The sequence below is a fragment of the Mycolicibacterium sp. P4_G11 genome (assembly GCF_056555145.1).
In genome coordinates this window covers 115,420-137,552 of sequence record NZ_JBFUJW010000002.1, presented here as the reverse complement: position 1 = coordinate 137,552, position 22,133 = coordinate 115,420, and the positions used below count along the sequence as shown (strand labels likewise).

General features: G+C 67.2%; 25 protein-coding genes. 11 read left to right on the top strand and 14 right to left on the bottom strand.

The window, feature by feature from the left end:
* Window positions 1-42: 42 nt before the first annotated feature.
* The 5 genes from AC1U2B_RS04505 to AC1U2B_RS04485 all read right to left on the bottom strand — a co-directional run bounded on the left by AC1U2B_RS04505 (window position 43) and on the right by AC1U2B_RS04485 (window position 4,599).
* Window positions 43-2,091 (bottom strand): elongation factor G, encoded by a 2,049-nt coding sequence (locus AC1U2B_RS04505; RefSeq protein WP_480215846.1) that lies wholly within the window; start codon window positions 2,089-2,091, stop codon window positions 43-45.
* A gap of 74 nt (window positions 2,092-2,165) precedes the next feature.
* Entirely contained in the window at window positions 2,166-2,567 is a 402-nt protein-coding gene (locus AC1U2B_RS04500) for a TIGR03668 family PPOX class F420-dependent oxidoreductase (protein ID WP_043402360.1), read from the bottom strand.
* Complete coding sequence (locus AC1U2B_RS04495) at window positions 2,567-3,157, bottom strand: hypothetical protein (RefSeq protein WP_480215845.1); 591 nt, start codon at window positions 3,155-3,157, stop codon at window positions 2,567-2,569. Before AC1U2B_RS04495 ends, AC1U2B_RS04500 begins: the two co-directional genes overlap by 1 nt.
* A 61-nt stretch (window positions 3,158-3,218) precedes the next feature.
* Complete coding sequence (locus AC1U2B_RS04490; protein WP_043402363.1) at window positions 3,219-3,788, bottom strand: orotate phosphoribosyltransferase; 570 nt, start codon at window positions 3,786-3,788, stop codon at window positions 3,219-3,221.
* Window positions 3,789-3,798: 10 nt separating this feature from the next.
* Complete coding sequence (locus AC1U2B_RS04485; protein ID WP_480215844.1) at window positions 3,799-4,599, bottom strand: HugZ family pyridoxamine 5'-phosphate oxidase; 801 nt, start codon at window positions 4,597-4,599, stop codon at window positions 3,799-3,801.
* Between the two features lie 38 nt (window positions 4,600-4,637).
* On the opposite strand from AC1U2B_RS04485, the gene treS reads away from it, so the two are divergent.
* Entirely contained in the window at window positions 4,638-6,362 is a 1,725-nt protein-coding gene (treS, locus tag AC1U2B_RS04480) for a maltose alpha-D-glucosyltransferase (RefSeq protein ID WP_480215843.1), read from the top strand.
* Window positions 6,362-7,633: a maltokinase N-terminal cap-like domain-containing protein gene (locus AC1U2B_RS04475; protein ID WP_480215842.1), complete on the top strand. Its 1,272-nt coding sequence runs from the start codon at window positions 6,362-6,364 to the stop codon at window positions 7,631-7,633. Before treS ends, AC1U2B_RS04475 begins: the two co-directional genes overlap by 1 nt.
* Here AC1U2B_RS04475 and AC1U2B_RS04470 read toward each other — a convergent pair.
* The 3 genes from AC1U2B_RS04470 to AC1U2B_RS04460 are packed head-to-tail and all read right to left on the bottom strand — an operon-like array spanning window position 7,630 to window position 9,762.
* Window positions 7,630-8,703: a cellulase family glycosylhydrolase gene (locus AC1U2B_RS04470; RefSeq protein WP_480215841.1), complete on the bottom strand. Its 1,074-nt coding sequence runs from the start codon at window positions 8,701-8,703 to the stop codon at window positions 7,630-7,632. The two genes, AC1U2B_RS04475 and AC1U2B_RS04470, sit on opposite strands and share 4 nt — an antisense overlap.
* A gap of 54 nt (window positions 8,704-8,757) precedes the next feature.
* Window positions 8,758-9,051: an SDR family NAD(P)-dependent oxidoreductase gene (locus AC1U2B_RS04465; protein WP_480215840.1), complete on the bottom strand. Its 294-nt coding sequence runs from the start codon at window positions 9,049-9,051 to the stop codon at window positions 8,758-8,760.
* Window positions 9,052-9,096: 45 nt separating this feature from the next.
* A complete protein-coding gene (locus tag AC1U2B_RS04460) occupies window positions 9,097-9,762 on the bottom strand; it encodes a TetR/AcrR family transcriptional regulator (RefSeq protein ID WP_480215839.1) in 666 nt (221 codons plus the stop codon).
* A 98-nt stretch (window positions 9,763-9,860) separates the two neighbouring features.
* Here AC1U2B_RS04460 and AC1U2B_RS04455 point away from each other — a divergent pair, with 98 nt between their 5' ends.
* Together AC1U2B_RS04455 and AC1U2B_RS04450 are read left to right on the top strand one after the other, a co-directional pair.
* Entirely contained in the window at window positions 9,861-10,715 is an 855-nt protein-coding gene (locus tag AC1U2B_RS04455; RefSeq protein ID WP_480215838.1) for a hypothetical protein, read from the top strand.
* Between the two features lie 3 nt (window positions 10,716-10,718).
* Complete coding sequence (locus AC1U2B_RS04450; protein WP_480215837.1) at window positions 10,719-12,092, top strand: cytochrome P450; 1,374 nt, start codon at window positions 10,719-10,721, stop codon at window positions 12,090-12,092.
* A 16-nt stretch (window positions 12,093-12,108) separates the two neighbouring features.
* Here the strand turns inward: AC1U2B_RS04450 and AC1U2B_RS04445 are convergent, their stop codons facing one another.
* Genes AC1U2B_RS04445 through AC1U2B_RS04435 form a run of 3 tightly spaced genes read right to left on the bottom strand, consistent with a single transcriptional unit; the run spans window position 12,109 to window position 14,172 of the window.
* Complete coding sequence (locus tag AC1U2B_RS04445; protein WP_480216057.1) at window positions 12,109-12,849, bottom strand: ABC transporter permease; 741 nt, start codon at window positions 12,847-12,849, stop codon at window positions 12,109-12,111.
* A gap of 58 nt (window positions 12,850-12,907) precedes the next feature.
* The gene (locus AC1U2B_RS04440; RefSeq protein WP_480215836.1) at window positions 12,908-13,729 is read right to left on the bottom strand and encodes an ATP-binding cassette domain-containing protein; all 822 of its coding nucleotides are present in this window, start codon (window positions 13,727-13,729) and stop codon (window positions 12,908-12,910) included.
* A complete protein-coding gene (locus tag AC1U2B_RS04435; RefSeq protein WP_480215835.1) occupies window positions 13,726-14,172 on the bottom strand; it encodes a MarR family winged helix-turn-helix transcriptional regulator in 447 nt (148 codons plus the stop codon). The genes AC1U2B_RS04440 and AC1U2B_RS04435 overlap by 4 nt, the downstream gene beginning before the upstream one ends.
* Before the next feature lie 55 nt (window positions 14,173-14,227).
* Here AC1U2B_RS04435 and AC1U2B_RS04430 point away from each other — a divergent pair, with 55 nt between their 5' ends.
* Complete coding sequence (locus AC1U2B_RS04430; protein ID WP_480215834.1) at window positions 14,228-15,028, top strand: enoyl-CoA hydratase/isomerase family protein; 801 nt, start codon at window positions 14,228-14,230, stop codon at window positions 15,026-15,028.
* Here AC1U2B_RS04430 and AC1U2B_RS04425 read toward each other — a convergent pair.
* The gene (locus AC1U2B_RS04425; RefSeq protein WP_480215833.1) at window positions 15,025-15,573 is read right to left on the bottom strand and encodes an isochorismatase family protein; all 549 of its coding nucleotides are present in this window, start codon (window positions 15,571-15,573) and stop codon (window positions 15,025-15,027) included. The genes AC1U2B_RS04430 and AC1U2B_RS04425 overlap by 4 nt on opposite strands.
* A 55-nt stretch (window positions 15,574-15,628) precedes the next feature.
* Here AC1U2B_RS04425 and AC1U2B_RS04420 point away from each other — a divergent pair, with 55 nt between their 5' ends.
* Window positions 15,629-16,198, top strand: a complete 570-nt coding sequence (locus AC1U2B_RS04420; RefSeq protein WP_480215832.1) for a TetR/AcrR family transcriptional regulator — start codon at window positions 15,629-15,631, stop codon at window positions 16,196-16,198.
* Here the strand turns inward: AC1U2B_RS04420 and AC1U2B_RS04415 are convergent.
* Window positions 16,175-16,801: a TetR/AcrR family transcriptional regulator gene (locus tag AC1U2B_RS04415; protein WP_480215831.1), complete on the bottom strand. Its 627-nt coding sequence runs from the start codon at window positions 16,799-16,801 to the stop codon at window positions 16,175-16,177. The two genes, AC1U2B_RS04420 and AC1U2B_RS04415, sit on opposite strands and share 24 nt — an antisense overlap.
* A 103-nt stretch (window positions 16,802-16,904) precedes the next feature.
* Between AC1U2B_RS04415 and AC1U2B_RS04410 the strand changes: the two genes are divergently transcribed.
* Window positions 16,905-18,248: a cytochrome P450 gene (locus AC1U2B_RS04410; RefSeq protein ID WP_480215830.1), complete on the top strand. Its 1,344-nt coding sequence runs from the start codon at window positions 16,905-16,907 to the stop codon at window positions 18,246-18,248.
* A 9-nt stretch (window positions 18,249-18,257) separates the two neighbouring features.
* The gene (locus AC1U2B_RS04405; protein WP_480215829.1) at window positions 18,258-19,076 is read left to right on the top strand and encodes an alpha/beta fold hydrolase; all 819 of its coding nucleotides are present in this window, start codon (window positions 18,258-18,260) and stop codon (window positions 19,074-19,076) included.
* Window positions 19,077-19,121: 45 nt separating this feature from the next.
* Here the strand turns inward: AC1U2B_RS04405 and msrA are convergent, their stop codons facing one another.
* Window positions 19,122-19,625: a peptide-methionine (S)-S-oxide reductase MsrA gene (gene msrA, locus AC1U2B_RS04400; RefSeq protein WP_480215828.1), complete on the bottom strand. Its 504-nt coding sequence runs from the start codon at window positions 19,623-19,625 to the stop codon at window positions 19,122-19,124.
* A gap of 92 nt (window positions 19,626-19,717) precedes the next feature.
* Here msrA and AC1U2B_RS04395 point away from each other — a divergent pair, with 92 nt between their 5' ends.
* From AC1U2B_RS04395 to AC1U2B_RS04385, 3 genes are all read left to right on the top strand, one after another.
* Window positions 19,718-20,230: a nuclear transport factor 2 family protein gene (locus AC1U2B_RS04395; RefSeq protein WP_480215827.1), complete on the top strand. Its 513-nt coding sequence runs from the start codon at window positions 19,718-19,720 to the stop codon at window positions 20,228-20,230.
* The gene (locus AC1U2B_RS04390; protein ID WP_480216056.1) at window positions 20,227-21,246 is read left to right on the top strand and encodes an NAD-dependent epimerase/dehydratase family protein; all 1,020 of its coding nucleotides are present in this window, start codon (window positions 20,227-20,229) and stop codon (window positions 21,244-21,246) included. Before AC1U2B_RS04395 ends, AC1U2B_RS04390 begins: the two co-directional genes overlap by 4 nt.
* 63 nt (window positions 21,247-21,309) lie before the next feature.
* On the top strand, window positions 21,310-22,131 hold the full coding sequence (locus AC1U2B_RS04385) for a class I SAM-dependent methyltransferase (protein ID WP_480215826.1): 822 nt from the start codon (window positions 21,310-21,312) through the stop codon (window positions 22,129-22,131).
* The last annotated feature ends 2 nt before the right edge of the window (window positions 22,132-22,133 follow it).

Genomic DNA, 22,133 nt, shown 5'->3' with positions numbered 1-22,133 from the left:
CAGTCACGATCAGGTTTGCCAAATGCCTGGATCACTGCACGATCAGCGGACCCGCGCTGCCGCCGCCTCCGGCATCGGTTCGTACCTGGCGAAAGAACGGGTGAACGACCCGGCGCCGTGGGACAACGACCGCAGTTCGATCGGGTACCGGGTCAGCTCGATCTCCGGAATCTCGGCATCGATGCCGGTGCAGGAATCGCCGGCGGTGTCGGTGCCCAGCACGCGGCCGCGCCGTCCCGAGAGGTCACTCATCACCGCGCCGACCATTTCGTCGGGCACCACGATGTGCACGCTGTCGATGGGTTCGAGCAGATTCACCGACGCGGCAGCGGCCGCCTCACGCAGCGCCAACCCGCCCGCGAGCTGGAAGGCGTAGTCCGACGAGTCGACGCTGTGCGCCTTGCCGTCCAGCAGCGTGACGCGGATGTCGACCATCTGGTAGCCGCAGATGCCCCGATCCATCTGGGCGCGAACGCCTTTCTCCACGCTCGGGATGAACTGGCGCGGCACCGCACCGCCGACCACCTTGTCGACGAACTCGAACCCGGCGCCTTCGGGCAGCGGCTCGACGGTGATGTCACAGACCGCGAACTGTCCGTGCCCACCGGACTGTTTGACGTGCCGGCCGTGCCCTTTCGCGTTGCCGCCGAACGTCTCTCGGAGCGGTACCCGCAGTTCCGTGGTGTCGACCGCGACTCCGAACCGCCGGGACAGCGCGTCGAGCACCACCGCCGAATGGGCTTCGCCCATGCACCACAACACGATCTGGTGGGTGTGCGGATTCTGCTCGATGCGCAGCGTCGGGTCCTCGGCGGACAGCCGGGCCAGCCCCACCGACAGCTTGTCCTCGTCGGTCTTGGCGTGCGGCACGATCGCCATCGGGAGCAGTGGCGCCGGCATGGTCCACGGCCGGCACACCAACGGGGAAGCCTTGTCCGACAAGGTGTCTCCGGTCTCGGCGCAGGTCAGTCGTGCGATGGCGCAGATGTCCCCGGCGATCACCTCGGGAGCCGGACGCTGCTTGCGGCCCAACGGAAACGACAGTGCCCCGACGCGCTCGTCCTCGTCGTGGTCCTCGTGCTCGGCGCACCCGGCGGCCGAATCGGCGAATGAATTGAAATGGCCCGACACGTGAACCGTCGTGTCGGGCCTGATGGTGCCGGAAAATACCCGGACCAAACTGACCTTGCCGACGTACGGATCCGACGTCGTCTTCACCACCTCTGCCAACAGGGGTGCGGCGGGATCGCAGGCGGGCGCGGGCTTTTCCACGCCGGCCGGCGTGAACACCTGCGGCGGCACATGCTCTGGGGGAGAGGGGAATCCGCGGGCGATGACATCGAGCAATTCAGCTGCCCCGGTCCCCGTCGTGCTGCACATCGGGATCACCGGGAAGAACGAACCGCGGGCCACCGCGCGCTCGAGGTCGGCAACCAGCACCGCGTTGTCGATCTGTTCGCCGCTCAGGTACCGCTCCATCAACGTTTCGTCCTCGGACTCCTCGATGATGCCCTCGATCAGGGTCGCGTCGTCCGCCAGCAGGGAGACGAGCCCGTCGCCGTCGGGCAGATACAGCGGAATCACCTTGTCCCCGAAAGATTCCTGCGCCGACTCCACGGCGCCGGCGAAGCTGGCGCGCGCGTGGTCGAGTTTGGTCACCACGACGGCGCGCGGCATCCCGACGTCGGTGCATTCCCGCCACAAAGACTTGGTGGCAGCGTCCACCACGTCGTTGGCCGCCATCACGAACAACGCACAGTCGGCAGCCCGCAGCCCGGCCCGCAACTCACCGACGAAATCGGCATAGCCGGGGGTGTCCAACAGATTGACCTTCACCGGCCCGTGCTGCAGTGAGGCCAGCGCCAACCCGACCGACCGCTGCTGCTCGAGTTCGGCAGGCTCGTGGTCGCAGACCGTGGTGCCGTCGAGCACCGTCCCCGCCCGCGTCAGCACGCCCGCATGCAGCAGCAGTGCCTCGACCAGAGTGGTCTTGCCGGAGCCAGATGGCCCCACCAGAACCACATTTCGGATCGAAGCCGGACTGTCCGCGCTGGGCGCGGCGCCGGATGAGTTATTCGACTTGTCCGCCATGGCGTGCCCCTATCGACGACTCACGTCCACCATGCTCCTGTCGCGACCGTCGGCACAAGACTCAAGCGCAAGACTCAGGCGTGCCAGGAACTCCATCTGGTGATCGCGACCCGGATCACCGGGCCGTCCAGCGCCACCCGGTCGTACTGGTGGTACTTGGCCCGCAGCAGCGAGTAGCCGATCGCCATCTCGTCGCCGCTCGGGTGCACCGTGGCGTTGCCGTCGGCGCGGGCCCACCAGAGCTGGGACCAGTCGTCGTCATATTCCTCGGCGAGCAGGCTCACGCGCGGGTTGGCCGCGATGTTGTCCAGCCGCCGCAGATGCTGCGTCGACTTCCGCTTGGCGTCCACCGCCGTATAGAGCAGGTCCCCACTGACCGCGAAGACGACCGGGACCACATGTGGCTGGCCTTCGGCGGAAACCGTGGCCAGCACCGCGACAGGCGCGGCGGCGAACTCGGCGGCGGCGTCGGACATCAGCGATGCCGCGGGTTCGGGGCGACGCTCATGGGCATCCGGGTCACGTTGATCTCGGGTGGGCGGGTAGGTGTGGCCGGCTCGGCCGGCGGGTGATAGACCGGCGGCGCCGCGGCGGGCGGCGCTTSGGKSGGGGGKGGGGGCGGCGGCGGCACCGGGCTGGGCGTCGAGCTGACGGTCGTCGTTGTCGTCGTCGTGGTGGTTGTCGTCGCCGGTTCCACCGGTGCCGGCTGGTCAGAATCGGAATCCTTGCGGGTGGCCAGGACCACCAGCGAGACGACGAGCGCGACGACCGCCACCGCCACCACGATCAGCAGCGTCCGGGCATCTTTCGTGCGATACCAGGGTGGCGGCGGTTCGCGGAACCGCCAGGTATTGGTGTTGAACGCGTCGAACGTGTCGCCGGTCGGCTCCGGTTCGGGGATGACGAACGAGCCGGTCGTCGGGCCGGCAAACGGTCCGGTGCCGTGCGGGCCAGGGTCGACGGCGCGGAACGGATCGGTGTCCGGGTCGCCGCCGGTCGCCTTAGCGGGTGATTCCAGCACGCCACCCGGCGATGGATCGCGCTCTGGGTCGTCGCTGTCAGCCACCTTCCAGATGCTAGGGGTGGCTCGCGCCAATTGCTCGGTATCGGCGCGCGTGTCCCAAGCTTTAGACGTCCTGGACCGGTTCGATGCCCAAATCGCGGTAGCTGACCAGTGCGGCAAACGGCACGCCACGCTTGGCGAAACGCTCGGTGGCGATGTCGCCGCGGTCGACCATCGGGATGACACCGGTGACGACGGCGCCGACGGAGGTGACGCGCTCGTAGGCGATTTCGGTCGAGCCGCCGGTGCTGATCACGTCGTCGACGAGCAGCACCCGGGTGCCGGGCTCGATGCGGGTGCCCTCGATCCACTGCTCGCGGCCGCGGGCCTTCTGTTCCTTGCGGACCGAGAACCAGGCCTTGCCGGTGACCATCGCGACGCCGTGCGCCAACGGGTCGGCGCCCATGGTCAGGCCGCCGACCGCGTCGAACTCGATGCCGCGCAGTGCGGCGAGTTCAGCCACGGCCTTGCTGACGACCGTCAGGCTGACGCCGTTGTCGATGGCGAACTTGCCGTCGATGTAGTCGTGGCTGAGCTGCCCGCTGGCCAGCCGGAACGGCTCCTCGCGGCGCTCGTAGCCGCGGGTGCGGATCAGGTCGAATGCGGCTTCCCAGCTCTGCGGGCGATCAGACATGATGCGAATCCTAAACCTGGCGGGACAGTCGAGCCAATTCGACTGTCGCTGAACGTAATTCGTCGATGGACTGCAGCGGCTGTGCGTATCCGATGCGGGTGTAGGCCATGCCGCGAGCGGTGTCGACCCGCAGATCCAGGCCGTACCGGTCGGCGCCGGTGCAGGTCGCGGACTCGGTGTCGGGGTATCCGCCCAGCACCCGGGCCATCGCCGCGAGCGAGTCGGCATGGTCGGCGTTCAGGTGCGCGACGGCCCCGGCGGCCGACGGTGTCACCGGATCCGGCTGGGCCGCAGCGTAATCCGCGCCCGTGGTCGAATCCATGCGACCGTAGCCGCCGACCCACCGGACGCGGTCGACATGCAGCACCCACAGCGCGAAGTCGCTGTAGTCGATGTAGTACTTCGCGGCCGGCACCGCAGTCACGTGGGCGTCCCGGGCGGCGTCACGCTCGGCGCCTTCTGGCCGCGCCACCCGTCCGGCCAGTGTGACGCGACCACCGGCCAGGGGGTCCTTGTCGGTGCTGGCCGCGATGATCGAGATGCTGGCCCGCTGGTCGCCGGCGAGGTTGCGGCCGTGCTCGGCCAGATTCGACACGCACAGCACCGGTGCGCCGTCGAGCAGCCCATAGGTCACCATCGACGCCCACGGGTCGCCGTCCGCGGTCAGGGTCGCGAGGGTTCCGGTGTTGGTCGAGGCCGCGATGGTGCGGGCCTCCTCTGCGGCCGACGGCCGGGTCGGATTGACGATTTCAGCCAACGGCGGCGGGATCGTCGGGGCATCACCTGGGTCACCATGATCGCGTGTCGCCACGTTTGCACCCTACTGCGACGCGGGTACGTTGGTTGTCGATGGACGCCTCCAACGGTGGCGTGGAACATCCAAGCGCCGCGGACTTCGGACATGCGCGGGTCCTCCCCGAGGACCGCACCTGGTTCAAGCGCGCGGTTTTCTATGAGGTGTTGGTCCGCGCCTTCTACGACTCAGACGCTGACGGCTCCGGCGACCTCCGGGGCCTGACAGAACGACTCGACTACTTGAAATGGCTTGGTGTCGACTGTATTTGGTTGCCGCCTTTCTACGATTCGCCGCTGCGCGACGGCGGTTACGACATCCGCGACTTCTACAAGGTGCTGCCCGAATTCGGGACCGTCGAGGACTTCGTCGCCCTGCTCGACGCGGCGCACCGGCGCGGCATCCGGGTCATCACCGACCTGGTGATGAACCACACCTCGGACACCCACGCGTGGTTCCAGGAGTCCCGCCGCGACCCCACCGGGCCCTACGGCGACTACTACGTCTGGAGCGACACCAGCGAGAAGTACACCGACGCGCGCGTCATCTTCGTCGACACCGAGGAATCCAACTGGACCTTCGACGCGGTGCGCAAGCAGTTCTACTGGCACCGCTTCTTCTCCCACCAGCCCGACCTGAACTACGACAACCCCGCTGTGCAGGAAGCGATGATCGACGTGCTGCGCTTCTGGCTGGGCCTGGGCATCGACGGCTTCCGGTTGGACGCGGTGCCGTACCTGTTCGAGCGCGAGGGCACCAACTGCGAGAACCTGCCCGAGACCCATGCCTTCCTCAAGCGCTGCCGCAAGGTGATCGACGACGAGTTCCCGGGACGGGTGCTGCTGGCGGAGGCCAATCAGTGGCCGGCGGACGTCGTCGCATATTTCGGCGATCCGGAGACGGGCGGCGACGAATGCCACATGGCCTTCCATTTCCCGTTGATGCCAAGGATTTTCATGGCGGTTCGCCGGGAGTCCCGCTTCCCGATCTCGGAGATTCTGGCCCAGACCCCACCCATACCCGACCTCGCTCAATGGGGCATCTTCCTGCGCAACCACGACGAGCTGACCCTGGAGATGGTCACCGACGAAGAGCGCGACTACATGTACGCCGAGTACGCCAAGGATCCGCGAATGAAGGCCAATGTCGGCATCCGCCGGCGCCTGGCGCCGCTGCTGGAGAACGACCGCAACCAGACCGAACTGTTCACCGCGATGCTGCTGTCACTGCCCGGCTCGCCGGTGCTGTACTACGGCGACGAGATCGGGATGGGCGACATCATCTGGCTGGGTGACCGGGACGGCGTGCGGACCCCGATGCAGTGGACGGCCGACCGCAATGCCGGGTTCTCCACCGCCAACCCCGGGCGGCTGTACGTGCCGCCGAGTCAGGACCCCGTGTACGGCTATCAGGCGGTGAATGTCGAAGCTCAGCGCGACAGCACGAATTCCCTGCTCAACTGGACGCGCACCATGCTCGCGGTGCGGCGGCGACACGATGCGTTCGCCGTCGGCTCCTTCCGCGAACTCGGCGGGCCCAACCCGTCGGCGCTGACGTACGTGCGTGAACTCGACGGTGACATCGTCTTGTGCGTCAACAATCTGTCCCGTTTTCCCCAGCCGATCGAACTGAACCTGCAGCATTGGAACGGTTACACCCCGGTTGAACTGACGGGCCGGGTTGAGTTCCCCCGCATCGGGGAACTGCCGTATCTGTTGACACTGCCCGGGCATGGTTTCTACTGGTTCTCGTTGCGCGCGCCCGTCGGTGAGGAGGCGTGATGGATCCGCAATTGATCGAATACCTGACCCAGCAGCGCTGGTATGCCGGCCGCAACCGCGAGCTGACCGGCGCCGAACCGGCGTTGGTGGTGGCGCTGGGCGACGACGTCGACCTCGTGCTGCTGGACGTCAGCTACGGCGACGGCCCCGGCGAGCGGTACCAGTTGGTGCTGCGCCGGCTGATGGACGGCGATACCGCGTTCGATGCCATGGGTGACCCCGAGGTCGCGAACCTGCTGTTGGGCCTGATCGCGGAGTCTGCGACGGTCGGTCCCGTTGCTTTCGCGGCGGAGCCGGGAGCGGAGCTGCCGGTGGGGGCACCGTCGCGGGTGGTCAGCGCCGAGCAGAGCAACACCAGCGTGGTGTTCGACGAGGTCGCGATCCTCAAACTGTTCCGCCGCGTCACGCCCGGCGTGAATCCCGACATCGAGCTGACCCGGGTGCTGAGCCGGGCCGGCAGTCCGCACGTGGCGCCGCTGCTGGGGACGATGTCGCTGGAGGGCGGCCCGGAGACGGCATTGGGCATGGTGGCCCGATTCGCCGACAACGCCGCCGAGGGTTGGGACATGGCCGTCGCCAGCACTCGGGATCTGTACGCCGAAGGGGACCTGTACGCCGACGAGGTAGGTGGCGACTTCGCGGGGGAGTCGGAGCGGCTGGGGCAGGCCGTCGCAGCGGTGCACGCCACGCTGGCCGCGGAGCTGGGCACCGCCACCGCGCTGTTCCCCGTGGCGACGATGCTGGAGCGGCTGGCAGAGGTGACGGCGTCGGTGCCGCAGGTCCGCGAGTTCGCCGCGGCCATCGAGGCGCGCTACCGCGCGCTCGAGGGGCAGCCGATCACGGTGCAGCGGATTCACGGCGACCTGCATCTGGGCCAGGTGCTGCGCACCCCCGAGACCTGGCTGCTGATCGATTTCGAAGGCGAGCCCGGACAGTCGCTGGAACAGCGCCGGGCACCGGACTCGCCGCTGCGCGACGTCGCGGGCGTCCTGCGGTCCTATCAGTACGCGGCGTTCCAGCGGCTGACCGAAGGCGGCGGTAACGACCAGCGGCGCAAGCAGCTCGCCGCGCGCGCCCGCGAGTGGGCCGACCGTAACCGGACGGCGTTCTGCGCGGGCTACGCCGAGGGCGGCGGAACGGATGCCGACGCTGACCTACTGACCGCCTACGAACTCGACAAGGCGGTGTACGAAGCCGGGTACGAGGCCCGGCACCGGCCGCATTGGCTGGACCTGCCGTTGGGCGCGATCGCGAACATCGTCAGCGGTTAGGTCATGGCCTTCACGGCCGCCTGAGCCGGCTTCGGGGTCCAGTCGGAGCGGTAGACGCCGATGGATTCCTCGGGGTTCGAGCTGCCGGTGTTGCGGTCGCGCGTGGTGTAGATGTACGCCGGGCCGGCGTAGGGCAGGGTGCGCCACTTGGCCAGGAAGTCGCGGATGTAGTCGGCCTGGGTGGCCTCGTCGACGGCGGAGTTGGGCTCGCCGTACTCGGTGGCCCAGATCTTCTTGCCGCCGTCACCGTTGGCGGCCATGGCCTGGTGGATGCCGTCGGTCTGGCTCAGCGGCGAGTTGGGCACGCCGGCGCCCGCCGAGAACTTGAGGTTGTAGTGATACGGGTGGAAGGACAGCGCGTCGAACGAACCGGCCGCCCCGGCGCCGTACATGCGCTGGATGAAGGTCACCGGGTCCAAGGTCAGCGAGCCGAAGGACACCACGGCGCCGACCACACCGCCGATGACGACCGCGCCGCGATCGGCGGCCTTGATCTTCGGGTACGACGCCTTGAGCATGTCGGCGTAGACGGCGGGCTCGGGGCCCTGTGGACCGGACGTCCAGGACATCACGGCGTTGGGCTCGTTCCAGATTTCGTAGGCGTCCACGCGGCCCCGGTAGTGGGCGGCCACCGCGCCGGCGAAATCGCCGTACACCGCGGCGGAGGCCGGCGGGCTGCTGATCGGGAGGGCACCGGCCGCCACCGCCCAAGCGGGCGTGGCGACGATCGCGCCGACTACCGACATGTGGTGGGCGTTGGCCGCACCGACGACGGTGTCGACCTGACCCCAGTTGAAGCTGCCCTGGGTGCCCTCGATGCCGGCCCACGGAATGATGATGCGGACGGTGCGCACGCCGGTCGCCGACATCAGGTCGAAGGTGTGGTTGATGTCCTCGGCATTCATGCCGTAGACGTCGGAATCGGCGAAGCCGACGCTGCTGGCCGATTGGCTGATGCCCGTCGGGATGAACGGAATGGTGGCCGGGGAGCCGGCCAGGGTTTCGGTCGCGGCGGCGGAGACCGCCGCGACGGTGAAGACGGCTGCAGCGATCTTGAGGGCGTTGCGCAACGTTCGCTCCAATCTGTGGCCATTCTTGGCCGATTGGCTCGAACCTAACAGGATTCAGGCCGACGCCGGCACGACTGATCGATACAGCTTGGGGTCGACGATCATGTCGACGCGGCCGAACCGGGTACGGGTCAGGGCCAGCACCTGATCGAACTGGCGCCGATCGTGGGTGTCGGCGGCCAACGCGTAGACGCGATCGGCGGGGTAGCCGTGGGTGATGCGGACGAGTGCGCCGGGCTGCCGGGCGGTGACCACCACTCGGTGTCCGTCCGCCAGCAGGCTGTGGGCGGTGGCCAGTCCCGCGTCGGTGCCGGCGTCCAGGACGACCGCGACGATGTCGTGCTTCATGACAACGAGTCAACCCGCGCCGCCTAGGCGTCAGATGAGAACCGACTAGGTGCTCGAACAGCGTTCGACGAGTGGCCCGATGATCGCCTCGAGGTAGCGCTCGCGCCCACCGCAAGCGGAGTCGACATATCCGGCGTCCGGTACGAGAACCAGTGACATGACCACGCGTATCACGACATCGGCGACGAAATCGGCGTGGCCCGGCGACAGCGGGTCGTCGAGATGTTGATCCTGCAGCAAGTGTGAGAGGAAAACCCGCCCCAGCGTCTGGCCGGGGCGGTCGCCGTCGCGCCACAGCTGGATGACCGCCTCGGGCTCCACTTGGACGAAGCGAAGCACCGCAGGCATTTTCGTCGAGTGGACGACCAGGCTGGCGCCCACGGCTGTCGCGCATTCCAGCGCCGTGGCTGCTGCTTGGGCCTTTTGCGCCACGTCACGCAGCACCGTGGCGACGCCGCGCCGATTGGCGGCGTGCAGCAGATTCTGTTTGCTCCCGAAGCGCCGGAACACCGTTTTGCGCGACATCTGCGCGCGCTTGGCGACCAGATCGATGGTCAGCGCTTGTTCTCCGTGTGTGCCCAGCACGTACATCGTGGCGTCGAGGATCTTGACGTCCGACGCGGTCAATTCGGGCTCGGTGGCATCGGTGTCACCCAACAGAGCCAGGGCGATCAGCGCCTCCGGTCCGTCAGATGGCTCGTCAGCGGGCATGCGACCGATGATGTCACGGCGCTTTCCGCCGGCACTCGAACGCGCTCGAGTTGGGTATTGACTAATGTCCCTCATTGAGTGACTCTAGGGACATGTTTATGGTGACAACAGATGTAGTCAAACTGGCCGGCGCTTTGTCGCCGGGTGAGGGTGGGGTGCCGGTCGCGCCGGTGCTGCACGCCAATCAGGCGATGGCGTGGCTGATTCACGTCGCGGCGTACGGCGGCTTCGCCGCCGCGTTGGGGTGGGCATTGTGGCGCTTGGCGCGGCGACGCGAGGTCCTACCGTTGGTGCTGGTGATCGCCGGCACGATCGCGGCGAACATCGAACCGCTCGGCGATTTCGTCGGCGCCATCGTTTATGCCAACGACATCCCGTGGTTCGGCTACACGGTGATGGGCCATCGCATGCCGGCATTCATCTTGGTCGGTGCTTCGACCTACGTGGCGTTCGGCGGCTACCTGGCGTATCGGTACCTACAGAACGGCAGGTCCCTGCGGGACATCTTCGTGCTGTCCGCGGTGTATGTCGGGATTCCGGAGATCGTGCTGGAAATGGCCTGGCACCACTTCGGCATCATCGCCTATTACGGCGACAATCCGACGCGGGTGCTCGGCATTCCGTTGTACTCGATCGTGCAGAACACGACGCTCTTGCCGGTGTACGGCGTGGTGATCTACTTCGCCGCGAAATACCTTACGGGCGCGCGGATTTGGTGGCTGGTGCTCTTCATTCCGGCGACCACCATCGGGTACATCGTCGGGGTGAGCTGGCCTGCCTACCAGGCCGTGCAGTCGTCCGCGCCGGCACCGGTCGTGTGGGCGGCTGCCGTGATGGTGATCGCCACCTCGATCAGTGCCACCTATGCGCTGCTGCAGATACCGGAACTGCGACAACTCCGCGATGAACACGCGCGTGGCCGCCACGGCGTCTTGTCGGTCAGCGGGGTCTGAGGCATGTCAGTTATGTTGCCGCAGGAGACATCTGGACTCAGCGCTCCGCCACCCGGGCCGACCGGCGTCGGAAGATACGCCACTTTCGCGCAGCTGCTGCGCGACCCGTGGTTCTACCCGCTGGAGCTGACGAAGAAATTCGGCGACGTCGTCACCGTTCCCGCACCGTTCGCCAAGGTCGTGTACATCAGCCATCCGGACCACATCGATCACATTCTGGTCAAACATGCTGATAGGTACCGACGTTCGGACATGGTGGCAGCGCAGATGGTGCCGCCGGAATTGGGGCACAACTTCTTCGCCTTCGCGGACGACGCCGAATGGCAGCGCGGGCGGTCGTTGTATCGACCCAGTTTCACCCACAAGAACCTGGGTGCGCTCGGGGATCTGTTCACCCAATCGATCAGCGAGCAAGTCGGTGGCTGGGCCGATGCGGCCGGCCACGACGGCGTCGTCGACATCGAAGAAAAGACCCGTGAACTCGCGTTGGCGGCACTGTTCAATGCGATGTTCGACGAGTACCTATCGCCGCGACTACTGGGGTTGTCCAGCAGCATTGCGATACCGGTCATGCTCGCCACGACCGTGCGCGTGGCGATGTCGTCATTGCCGGGTTGGGTGCCAAGGCCGTTCCAGCGCAAGGCCGCGGCCCTGCTCAACGCCGGATTGGCTGCCGCCGACCACGTGATCGAGACCCGCCGGCGGCACCCCACGGGACGCGGGGACATCCTCAGTCTGCTGGTGAACGCCACCTACGACGACGGCACACCGTTGGAGAACGAGAAGATCGCCACGGAGATGATGGGCATGGTCGTCGGCGGCCACGAGACGACGGCGGCAGCGCTGGCGTGGACGTTCGCGCTGCTGGCCCAGCATCCCGACATCGAGGAGCGGGTGGTCGCCGAGGTCGATGCGCTGGGGTCCGGCCGCGTGACATTCGATGACATGAGCAAGCTGCCGTTCGTGCGGGCCTGTTTCGACGAAGCGCAACGCATGCAGGGCGGTCTGGTGATCAATCCCAAGACCGCGGTGGTCGACGATGAGATCGGCGGTTGCCACATCGCAAGCGGGACAACGGTTCTGTACTCGTCATTGGCGATGCAACACGACCCCAGGTTCTGGTCGGAACCGCACCGATTCAACCCGGACCGGTTCAAGGACACCGCCAACAACGACGTGCGCGCCTTGGTCCCGTTCGGCCGCGGGCAGCGCATGTGCCTGGGCAAGAACATGGCCTACATCGAAGGGGTGCTGACCATCGCGACCGCCTATCGGCGGTATCGGTTGACTCTCGAGCCGGGATACCGGATACGGCGCCAGTACCGGATGTCGATGGGGCTCAAGGGCGGACTGCCGATGACCGTCGTGCCGCGATGATGCCTCAACGGGTGTGTCACCGGACCAGGCGGCGCAGTAGCGCCGATGCCGCGGCGATGCCGAGCACTGCGGCGACGGCCAGGACCGTGACGTCCAGCAGGGTGTTGCCCGGGGTGCCCAGTAGTAGTGAGCGCAGGGCGTTCACCTCATAGGACAGCGGGTTCACCGTGGACAACGCGTGCAGCCAGCCCGGCATGATGTCCACCGGATACAGCGCGTTGGAGGCGAAGAACAGCGGCATGGTGATGGCCTGGCCGATGCCCATCAGGCGGTCACGGTTACGGACCAGTCCCGCCAAAGTCATTGACAGGCAAGAGAAGAACGCCGACCCGAGCATCACCACCGCCATGGCGGCCAGGATGCGCAGCGGGTTGAACGTCAGATGGATGCCCATCAGCAGGGCGATCAGCAGGACTCCGATCACCTGGGCTATCGATCGGACTCCCGCGGCGAAGGCCTTTCCGGTGATCAATGCCGACGCCGGTGACGGAGTCACCATCAGTTTGGCCAAGATGCCGGCGTCCCGGTCCCAGACGATCTGGATGCCGTAGAAGATCGAGATGAACAGCGCCGATTGCGCGATGATGCCGGGCGCCAGGAAGGCCAGATATGGCACATTGCCGGTGTTGATGACGTGCAGCCGTGAGAACGTTTGGCCGAAGATGAGCAGCCACAGCGCGGGCTGCACCATCCGGGTGACCAATTCGGTGCGGTCGTACCGCAGCTTCTGCAACTCGACGAGAGCAAACGCACCCATACGCCGGGCCAGGCCACCGATGCGCCGGGCGCCGCGGGGCGCGAGGACCAGTTCGACGTCAACTGACACGGCGGGCCGCCCTCCTTCCGGCGCGGACTTCCTGCATGGACTGGCGGTCAGCATCGCCAGCGGCCTCGCCCGATAAATCGGATCCGGCGTGGTGTCGGAAGACGTCCTCGAGACTGGCCGACGGGCCGAGTTGTGCTTTCAGATCCGTGGGGGAACCGGCGGCCTGCAACGTGCCGCGGTGCATGAGGGCCACCCGGTCGCACAAAGCGTCGGCCTCCTCCATGTAGTGAGTGGTGAGCAGGACCGTCATCCCGAATTCCTCCTGCATGTTCGCCACCTGGGTCCAAACGCTGTCGCGGGCAATGGGATCCAGGCCGACCGTCGGCTCATCGAGGATCAACAGCGAGGGCCGGTTCACCAGGGCCTGTGCCAACTCGAGTCGGCGGACCATGCCGCCGGAGAATGTCTTGGCGGGGCGATCGGCGACCTCAAGCAGCTGCATGGCGCGGAGCGCGTCGTCGACCCTGGCTCGGCGCTCCCGCCGCGGCACGTCGTAGAGACGGGCGAACAGGTCGACATTCTGGCGCCCGGTGAGGGCCGACTCGATCGAAAGCTGTTGCGGCACATAACCGAGGTTCTGGCGAATGTCCATGGTGCGGCGTCTCGTATCGAGTCCGAAGATGCGCACCTGCCCGTCCTCCACCGGCGTCAGCGTGGTGAGTAGCCGCACCAGCGTGGTCTTGCCGGCCCCGTTGGGACCCAGTAACCCCATGGTTTCACCCACGGCGACGGTCAGACTCAGGTCGTCGATCGCGGTGAAGTCGCCGTAGTGGTGGGTGACGTGGTCGCATTCGATGGCGGGAGTGCTCATGGCTGACTCTCCTGAAGCATGCGGGTCATCTCGGCCAAAACGTTCAATCCTTTTGTCAGATCGTCGATCTGCTCGTCGTCGAGTTGGTTCAGCACAGCGCCGAGTGCCGACCGGCGGGCGGCACGGGTCTGGTCGGCGAGTTGTTGGGCGGGTTCGGTCAGCTGGAGCCGGCCGATCCGGCGGTCGCCGGGGTCGGTGCTGCGGACCAGGAGGTTGTCGGCGGTCAGCTTCGAAACCAGCGTCGACGCGGTGTTGGCGGCCAGACCCAGTTCCTCTGCAGCCTCGCGTACCGAGATGCCGGGTTGGCGGCCGACGAGCCGGAGCAGCTCGGCCTGTGACTGGGTGACGCCCGCGAAGCTCCCTCCGGCGGTCCGGCGCAGTTGCCTGCGGAACCGGCCGACAGTGTGGAACAGGTCGGTGGTGAGGTCAACGCGGGCGGGCACATGTCCACAATACCTCTGTTACAGAGGTATTGCAGCGGCGTGGTTTACTCGGGCGGTGTTCCCCGGATACCGCACGTTGCTGACGGAGTTCGACGGCGGTGTGGTGACGGTGACGCTGAACCGGCCGGAGCGGCGCAACGCTTTTGGCGACGGGATGCGCGACGAACTCGCCGACGCCTATACCCGCTGCAACGAGGCCGACGACGTCCGCGTCATCGTGCTGACCGGGGCACCGCCGGCGTTCTGCGCCGGTGCCGACCTGGCCGCGGGAGACCAGACCTTCGCCGAGCCCGGCCCGGATTTCAGTGCGGCCGGCATCCCGGTCCCGGCGTGGTCGTTGAGCAAGCCGGTCATCGCGGCGGTCAACGGGCACGCGATCGGGTTGGGGCTGACCCTGGCACTGCAGTGCGATATCCGGATTTTCGCCGCTGACGCGCGGTACGGCGTCGTGCAGGTGCGCCGCGGCGTGGTCGGGGACGCCTACTCGCACTGGGCGCTGCCCCGTCTGGTCGGCATCGCGCGGGCCGCCGAAATCCTTTTGACCGGAGCAACTTTCGATGGTCACCGCGCGGCGGAGCTGGGCATCGCCAGCCGGGTGCTGCCCGCCGATGAGGTGCTGCCGGCCGCGCTGGCGGTGGCCCGTGACATCGCGGACAACACCGCGCCGATGTCGGTGGCGGCCAGCAAGCGGCTGCTCTGGGATTCCTTCGAGCTGTCGCGGGACGAGGTGGGGGAGCGGGAGACCGAGATTCACCGCGCCGTGATGGCACACGACGACGCTAAGGAAGGCGTGCGGGCGATGCAGGCGGGGCGACTGCCGCGGTGGTCGGGCCGGCCGGTGGATCCGACGGACTAGACCACCGTCACGCCGGAATCTTTCAGGGCGGCAACGGCATTCGCGGTGCCGTCGGCAGAGACGCCGGCGGTGTAGTCGAGCAGCACCCGGGTGCGGAAACCGGCCTTGGCGGCGTCGGCAGCCGTCGCCTTGACGCAGTAGTCGGTGGCGATACCGACCACGTCGACCTCGTCGACACCGCGGGCGCGCAGCCAGTCCGCCAGCGGGGTGCCGGCGCCATCGGCCCCTTCGAACCCGCTGTATGCCGCGGAGTACCGGCCTTTGCGGAAGACGGCCTCGACCGCGGTCACATCCAGATCGGGGTGGAACTGTTCGCCCGCGGTTCCGGCGACGCAGTGCGGCGGCCACGACGTCAGGTAGTCGGGTTCGTCGGAGAAATGCGCACCGGGGTCGATGTGATGGTCGGCCGTGGCCACGACGTGGTGATACTCGCTGGCGGCCAGCAGACCGGTGATCGCGCGGGCCACGGCGCTGCCGCCGGACACCGCGAGAGAACCGCCCTCGCAGAAGTCGTTCTGCACGTCGACGACGATCAACGCCCGCATGTGTCCACGGTAGACCGGTTGCTGCGCCACGTCCGGTGCCGTAGCGTCCGGACACGTGTCTGAACAGGCGCTTGAGCCCACCCGGCGCCGTTTGACGGCCAAGCAGGCCGATACGGTCGACCGGCTGAGCCGTGCCGCCCTCGATCTGCTGCGCCGTGAGGGCTTTTCGGGTCTGACGGTCCGTCGGGTCGCGGCCGATGCCGGGGTCGGCGCGGCGACGGCCTACACCTACTTCTCATCGAAAGAACATCTGGTCGCCGAGGTGTTCTGGCGTCGGTTGGCGGCATCGCCGGCCGCGGCGCACGACTCCGATGATCCCGCCACCCGGGTGACCGAGGTGCTGCGGCACATCGCGCTACTGGTGATCGACGAGCCGGAGTTCGCGGGTGCCGTGACCAACGCGCTGCTCGGGCGCGACCCGGACGTCGAGGTGCTGCGCCAGCGCATCGCCGGGGATATTCGCTCCCGGCTCGCCGCGGCACTCGGCCCGGACGTGGACGAGGACGTCATCGAGTCGCTGGAGATGCTCTATTCGGGCGCGCTGGTCCGCGCCGGGATGGGGTTCACGTCGTACGACGAGATCGCCGAGCGGCTGGAGAAGTCAGCCCGGCTGATGCTGCGCTGACGACCTGGCACCCAGGATCGCGAGCGCCGCGGTGAGCGCGGGCTCGGTGAGATCCGCGACGTCGCGGCCGTCCTCGACGAGCAGTGCGGTGAGTTCGCGGAAACCCCCGAGCAGGATCAGGGCCACTGGACGGCTGATCGGGGACAGGCCCGCGCGCTGAAATCCCGCGCCGCTGCTGAGGTCGACGACCATGTCGGTGAGTTGCTCCATGGCGTGCCGGTTCAGCGGCAGCGCCACGTCGCCGAGGGCCGGCGCTTCGCGGATCCAGCTCAGGGTGATCGCGGGCCGGGAGGCGATGTGCGCGACGTACGCGTCGACTGCGTTGCGCACCTGCTGTGCCCAGTCGGCGTCGGGGTCGATGGCAGCGCGGATTCGCGCGATGAGGTCCTCGTTGTTGGAGCGCAGCAGCTCGACGAAGCACTCTTCCTTGCTGGCGAACTGGTCGTAGAACGTGCGCTTGGAGGTCTTGGCGTTGCGGACGATGTCGGCGACGGTCGTGTCCCGGTATCCGCGGGTGGCCAGCGAGGTGGCGAGCCCGTCGAGCAGCCGCCCGCGGAACGGCTGTGCACCCGATTGTGCCGCGTTGACCTCGCCGACTGCCATCTGTCTCCCAAAACCCTTGCCTACCTGTGGTACTAGCCGGTACCGTACCGGACAACCTCGTGGTACACCGTGGTACCGCGTAATCAGTGGCTTGGAGCGTGCCATGACAGAGACCGTCACCGCTGAACTCACCGAGTGTGCCCCGGCGATCCACTTGCCGCCGGCGACCGGAGTCCCCAAGCTTCTCCAGGGTGTGGCGTTCGCGACCAATCGGCGCAAGTTCGTCAACCGAGTGGTCCCGCGGGTCGGCCCGGTATTCACCTGTGATGTACCGGTTTTCGGTCGCGCCGTGATGGTGACCGACCCGCAACTGGCCAAGCAGCTGTTCGCGGCGAACTCCGCCGACGTCGGCAACATCCAGCCGAACCTGTCCCGAGTACTCGGCAGCGGATCGGTGTTCGCGCTCGACGGCTCCGAGCACCGGCTGCGCCGCAAGCTGCTGACCCCGCCATTCCACGGCAAGAGCATCAAGAACTACGAGCGCATCTTCGAAGAGGAGACGCTGCGCGCGGCGGCCTCCTGGCCCGAGGGGAAGTCATTCCCGACGCTCGAACCGATGATGCACATCACCCTCAACGCCATCCTGCGCGCGGTGTTCGGTGCTGACGGCCATCATCTCGACGAACTGCGGCGGATCATCCCGCCGTGGGTGACCCTGGGGTCGCGCCTCGCCGTGCTGCCCATGCCGCAGCGGACCTACGGCCGATTCTCACCGTGGGGCCGGCTGGCCGAGTACCGGCGCCAGTACGACGAGGTGGTCGGCAGACTGATCGACGCGGTAGCCGCCGATCCCGATCTCGAGAGCCGCGACGACGTGCTGGCGCTGCTGCTCCGCAGTACCTACGAGGACGGTACGGCGATGTCCCGCAGCGACATTGCCGACGAACTGCTGACGCTGCTCGCCGCCGGCCATGAGACCACCGCGGCCACCCTGGCGTGGGCCTTCGAACGGATCTCCCGGCACCCCGAGGTGCTGCGGCGGCTCGAAGACGAGGTGAAGACGGGCGAGACCGACGAGTACCGTCAGGCCGTGCTGCTGGAGGTGCAACGCATCCGCACCATCATCGATTTCGCCGGTCGGCACGTGTACGCCCCGGTGTTCCAGCTCGGCGAATGGGGCATCCCGCGCGGCTTCTCGATCATCGTCGCCATCGACCACATGCATGAGGACGCAAAGGAATTCGCCGACCCTGAGCGGTTCAGCCCGGAGCGTTTCGTCGGGCACCGGCCGCCGCCGGCGTTCCTGCCGTTCGGCGGCGGCACCAGGCGCTGCGTCGGAGCGGTGTTCGCGCAGGTCGAGATGGACGTCGTGCTGCGGACGGTGCTGCGACATTTCGCGATTCAGGTCAACAGCGCACCGGGGGAGAAGATCTTCTCGCGTGGCGTCGCCTATACGCCGAAAGACGGTGGTCGCGTGACCCTACGCCGCCGCGCCAACCCGCTGTAGGTTCATGCTGTGACCGAACGGATTTCGCAGTACCGCAACGACGGACTGACCTTCGACGTGGTCGATTCGGGCCCCATCGACGGCGACGTCGTGGTGTTGTTGCACGGCTTTCCGCAGACCGCAGAATCCTGGGCGGCGGTGTCGGAGCTGTTGCACGCCAACGGTTTCCGGACGCTTGCGCCCAACCAGCGCGGCTATTCGCCCGGTGCCCGGCCGAAGGGCCGGCGGCAGTACACGATCCCCAGACTGACCGGTGACGTCGCGGCACTGATCGACCTGGTCGGTGGACCGGTGCACGTGGTCGGGCACGACTGGGGCGCAGCCATCGCCTGGGCGCTGACCGCGACGAGACCGGAGTTGGTGCGCACCCTGACCGCGGTGTCGGTGCCCCACACGGGTGCCTTCCTGAAGGCGATGGCCGTCGGCACCCAGGCGCTGCACTCGTACTACATGCTGATCTTCCAACTGCCGTGGCTCGGCGAACGATTCGCGCAACTGGCCATGCCGCGCAGCGGAATGACCGATGCAGCGCTGGCCGTCACGCGCGCCGAGGTATTCGACAGCGGGGCGCTGACCACTGCACTCAACTGGTACCGCGCCATGCCGTTCGTGAACCCGAAATCGGCGTTCACCCCGGTAACCCGGCCGACCACCTACATCTGGAGCGACGGCGATATCGCCCTCGGGCGCAAGGGCGCCCTGCTGACCGAGCAGTTCGTCCACGCGCCGTACAAGTTCGAGATCGTGGCGGGCGCCAACCACTGGCTGCCCGATCAGCATCCCGAGCTGGTCGCCCGGCTGATCACCGAGCGCGCCGCCACCGTGTGATTCGTGCACGAAAATCCGCGGCAGGCGCGGAAAATCGTGCACAAATCACGCTCGCTTGGGCAGCTTCCAGCCCGGCCGCGGGAAGTGGCAGGTGTAACCGTTGGGGATGCGCTCCAGGTAGTCCTGGTGCTCGGGTTCGGCCTCCCAGAACGGGACTGCCGGCGTCACCTCGGTGACCACCTTGCCGGGCCACAGGCCGGAGGCGTCGACGTCGGCGATGGTGTCCTCGGCGACGCGCTTCTGCTCGTCGTCGGTGTAGAAGATCGCCGAGCGGTAGCTCGTACCGACGTCGTTGCCCTGCCGGTTCACGGTCGACGGGTCATGGATCTGGAAGAAGAACTCCAGCAGCGCCCGGAAGTCGGTCTGGCTGGGGTCGTAGACGATCTCGACGGCCTCGGCGTGGCCGGGGTGGTTGCGATAGGTCGGGTGATCGTTGGTTCCGCCGGTGTAGCCGACCCGCGTGGTCAGCACTCCCGGCTGCTTGCGGATCAGGTCCTGCATCCCCCAGAAGCAGCCGCCCGCCAGGATCGCGGTCGCAGTGTCGGTCATGTACGTCTCCTCGCTTTGACTCCAGAGAACCGAACTCCCGGCGACTGCGCAAGTGCTCGACAAACGCCACTAGAACGTGTTCTAGTTTTCCTGTGACGGGCAACACCTTCAGCCGCGAGGAACTCATCGCGGCATTCGACGTCTTCGAGCAGACCGTGGACCGCGCCGCCCAGACCCGCGACTGGGATCCGTGGACCGACCACTACACCGAGGACGTGCTGTACATCGAGCACGCCATGGGCACCATGCACGGGCGCGAGGAAGTGCGGCCCTGGATCTGGAACACCATGGAGAACTTCCCGGGCAGCTACATGACGTCGTTCCCGTCGCTGTGGAAGGTCTACGACGAGGCCACCGGCCGCGTCATCTGCGAGCTCGACAACCCCATGCGCGATCCCGGCGACGGCACCATCATCGGCGCCACCAACATCTCGATCATGACGTACGCAGGTGACGGCCTGTGGAGCAAGCAAGAAGACATCTACAACCCCATGAAGTTCCTCGAGACCACCATGGCGTGGTGCAAGAAAGCCGAAGCACTGGGCACGCTGCCTGAGGTGGCGCAGGAGTGGATGCACAAGTTCGGTGGCAGGGGACGCCGGTGACGGTCCTCGTCGTCGGGGCCAACGGCTACCTCGGTTCGCACGTGACCCGGCAGCTGGTGGCGGCCGGGGAGGACGTACGGGTCATGGTGCGGGCCGGCGCCAACACCATCGGCATCGACGACCTCGACGTGACCCGCTACGAGGGCGACATCTGGGACAACGACACCCTCCGGGCCGCGATGACCGGAGCCGACGTCGTCTACTACTGCGTGGTCGACACCCGCGGCTGGCTCCGGGACCCGTCACCGTTGTTCCGCACCAACGTCGAGGGCACCCGGAACGTACTGAACGTCGCGGTCGAACCTGAAATCGCCTCGTGCCTCAAGAAATTCGTCTTCACCAGCAGCTACGCCACGGTGGGACGCAAGCGCGGCCTCGTCTCCACCGAGGACGACATCGCCGACGAGCGCACGCTGCCGCCGTACGTGCGCTCGCGCGTGCAGGCCGAGAAACTGGTGCTGGAGTACGCCCGGGAACGCGGGCTGCCGGCCGTCGCGATGTGCGTGTCCACCACCTACGGCGGCACGGACTGGGGCCGCACGCCGCACGGCGCCATCATCGCCGGCGCCGCATTCGGGAAGCTGCCGTTCGTGATGAGCGGCATCGAGCTGGAAGCGGTCGACGTCAACGACGCCGCACGCGCGCTGATCCTGGCGGCCGACAAGGGCCGGCCCGGCGAGCGATACCTGATCTCCGACAAGTTGATCAGCAATGCCGAGGTGGCGCGGATCGCCGCAGCCGAGGCGGGGGTACCGGCGCCGGCCAAGTCGCTCTCGCTGCCGGTGACGTACGCCCTCGCCACCATGGGCACGATCAAAGGCCGGCTCAAGGGCAGCGACGAGCACATGTCGCTGGCGTCGCTGCGCCTGATGCGCGCCGAGGCGCCGGTCGACTGCACGAAGGCCAGGAACGAATTGGGTTGGGAGCCAAGGCCGGTGGAGGACGCGGTGCGGGACGCCGCGCGATTCTGGGTCGGCCTCCGAAAGGCCCGCCAAGCCCAGAAGTTCAAGGGCTGAACAACGCGCCGTGCGGCGTTAAGTCGTGGCGCAACGGTGTGGGTCACGGTTAGCGTCGAAGCCATGACGGACAGATTGCAGGTGGACCTGACCGGTGCGCCGCAGACCATGCTGGCCACGCTGTACGGCAAGGCGCTCGACGCCGACCTGCCGAAGTCGGTGCTGCACGACACCTACGCCAGGGATGTCGTTGCTCGTATCGACTACGACTGGTCGCAGACCACGATCACGGCGGCCAACTCGCCGGGGGTCACCCTACGGTCCGCATATTTCGACAAGACGGCCCGGCAGTTCCTCGCCGTGCATCCGGAAGCCGTTGTGCTGCACCTGGGTTGTGGGCTGGACAGCAGGTACTACCGGCTGGATCCGGGGCCTGGCGTCGACTGGTACGACATCGACTACCCGGAGGTCGCTGATCTGCGACGCAAGCTGTATCCGGCCCGTGAGCACTGCCACATCGTGTCCGCGTCGGTGACGGACCCGGCGTGGCTGGCCGATATCCCCACAGATCGCCCGGTGCTGATGCTCGCCGAGGGGCTCACGATGTACCTGAGTGAGGCCGACGGGCAGGCGCTGCTGCGCCGCATCGTGACGCATTTCCCAAGCGGCGAACTGCAATTCGACGCTTTCAGCCGGCTCGGCGTGAAACTCCAGTGGACCAACGGGGTGGTCCGCCGTTCCGGCGCGACGTTGAAGTGGGCCATGGACGGCCCGGGCGACGTGCTGTCAGCGGTGCCGGGGCTGCGGTTGCTGTCGTGGGTGTCGGCCTTCGACACCGACGGCTACGACCTGCTGCCGACGGGGCTGCGCGTGATGGCTGCGGTCATGCGCGCCGTGCCCGGGATGCGTTATATGTCGCAGTACCACCGGTATTCGTGGGGCTGACC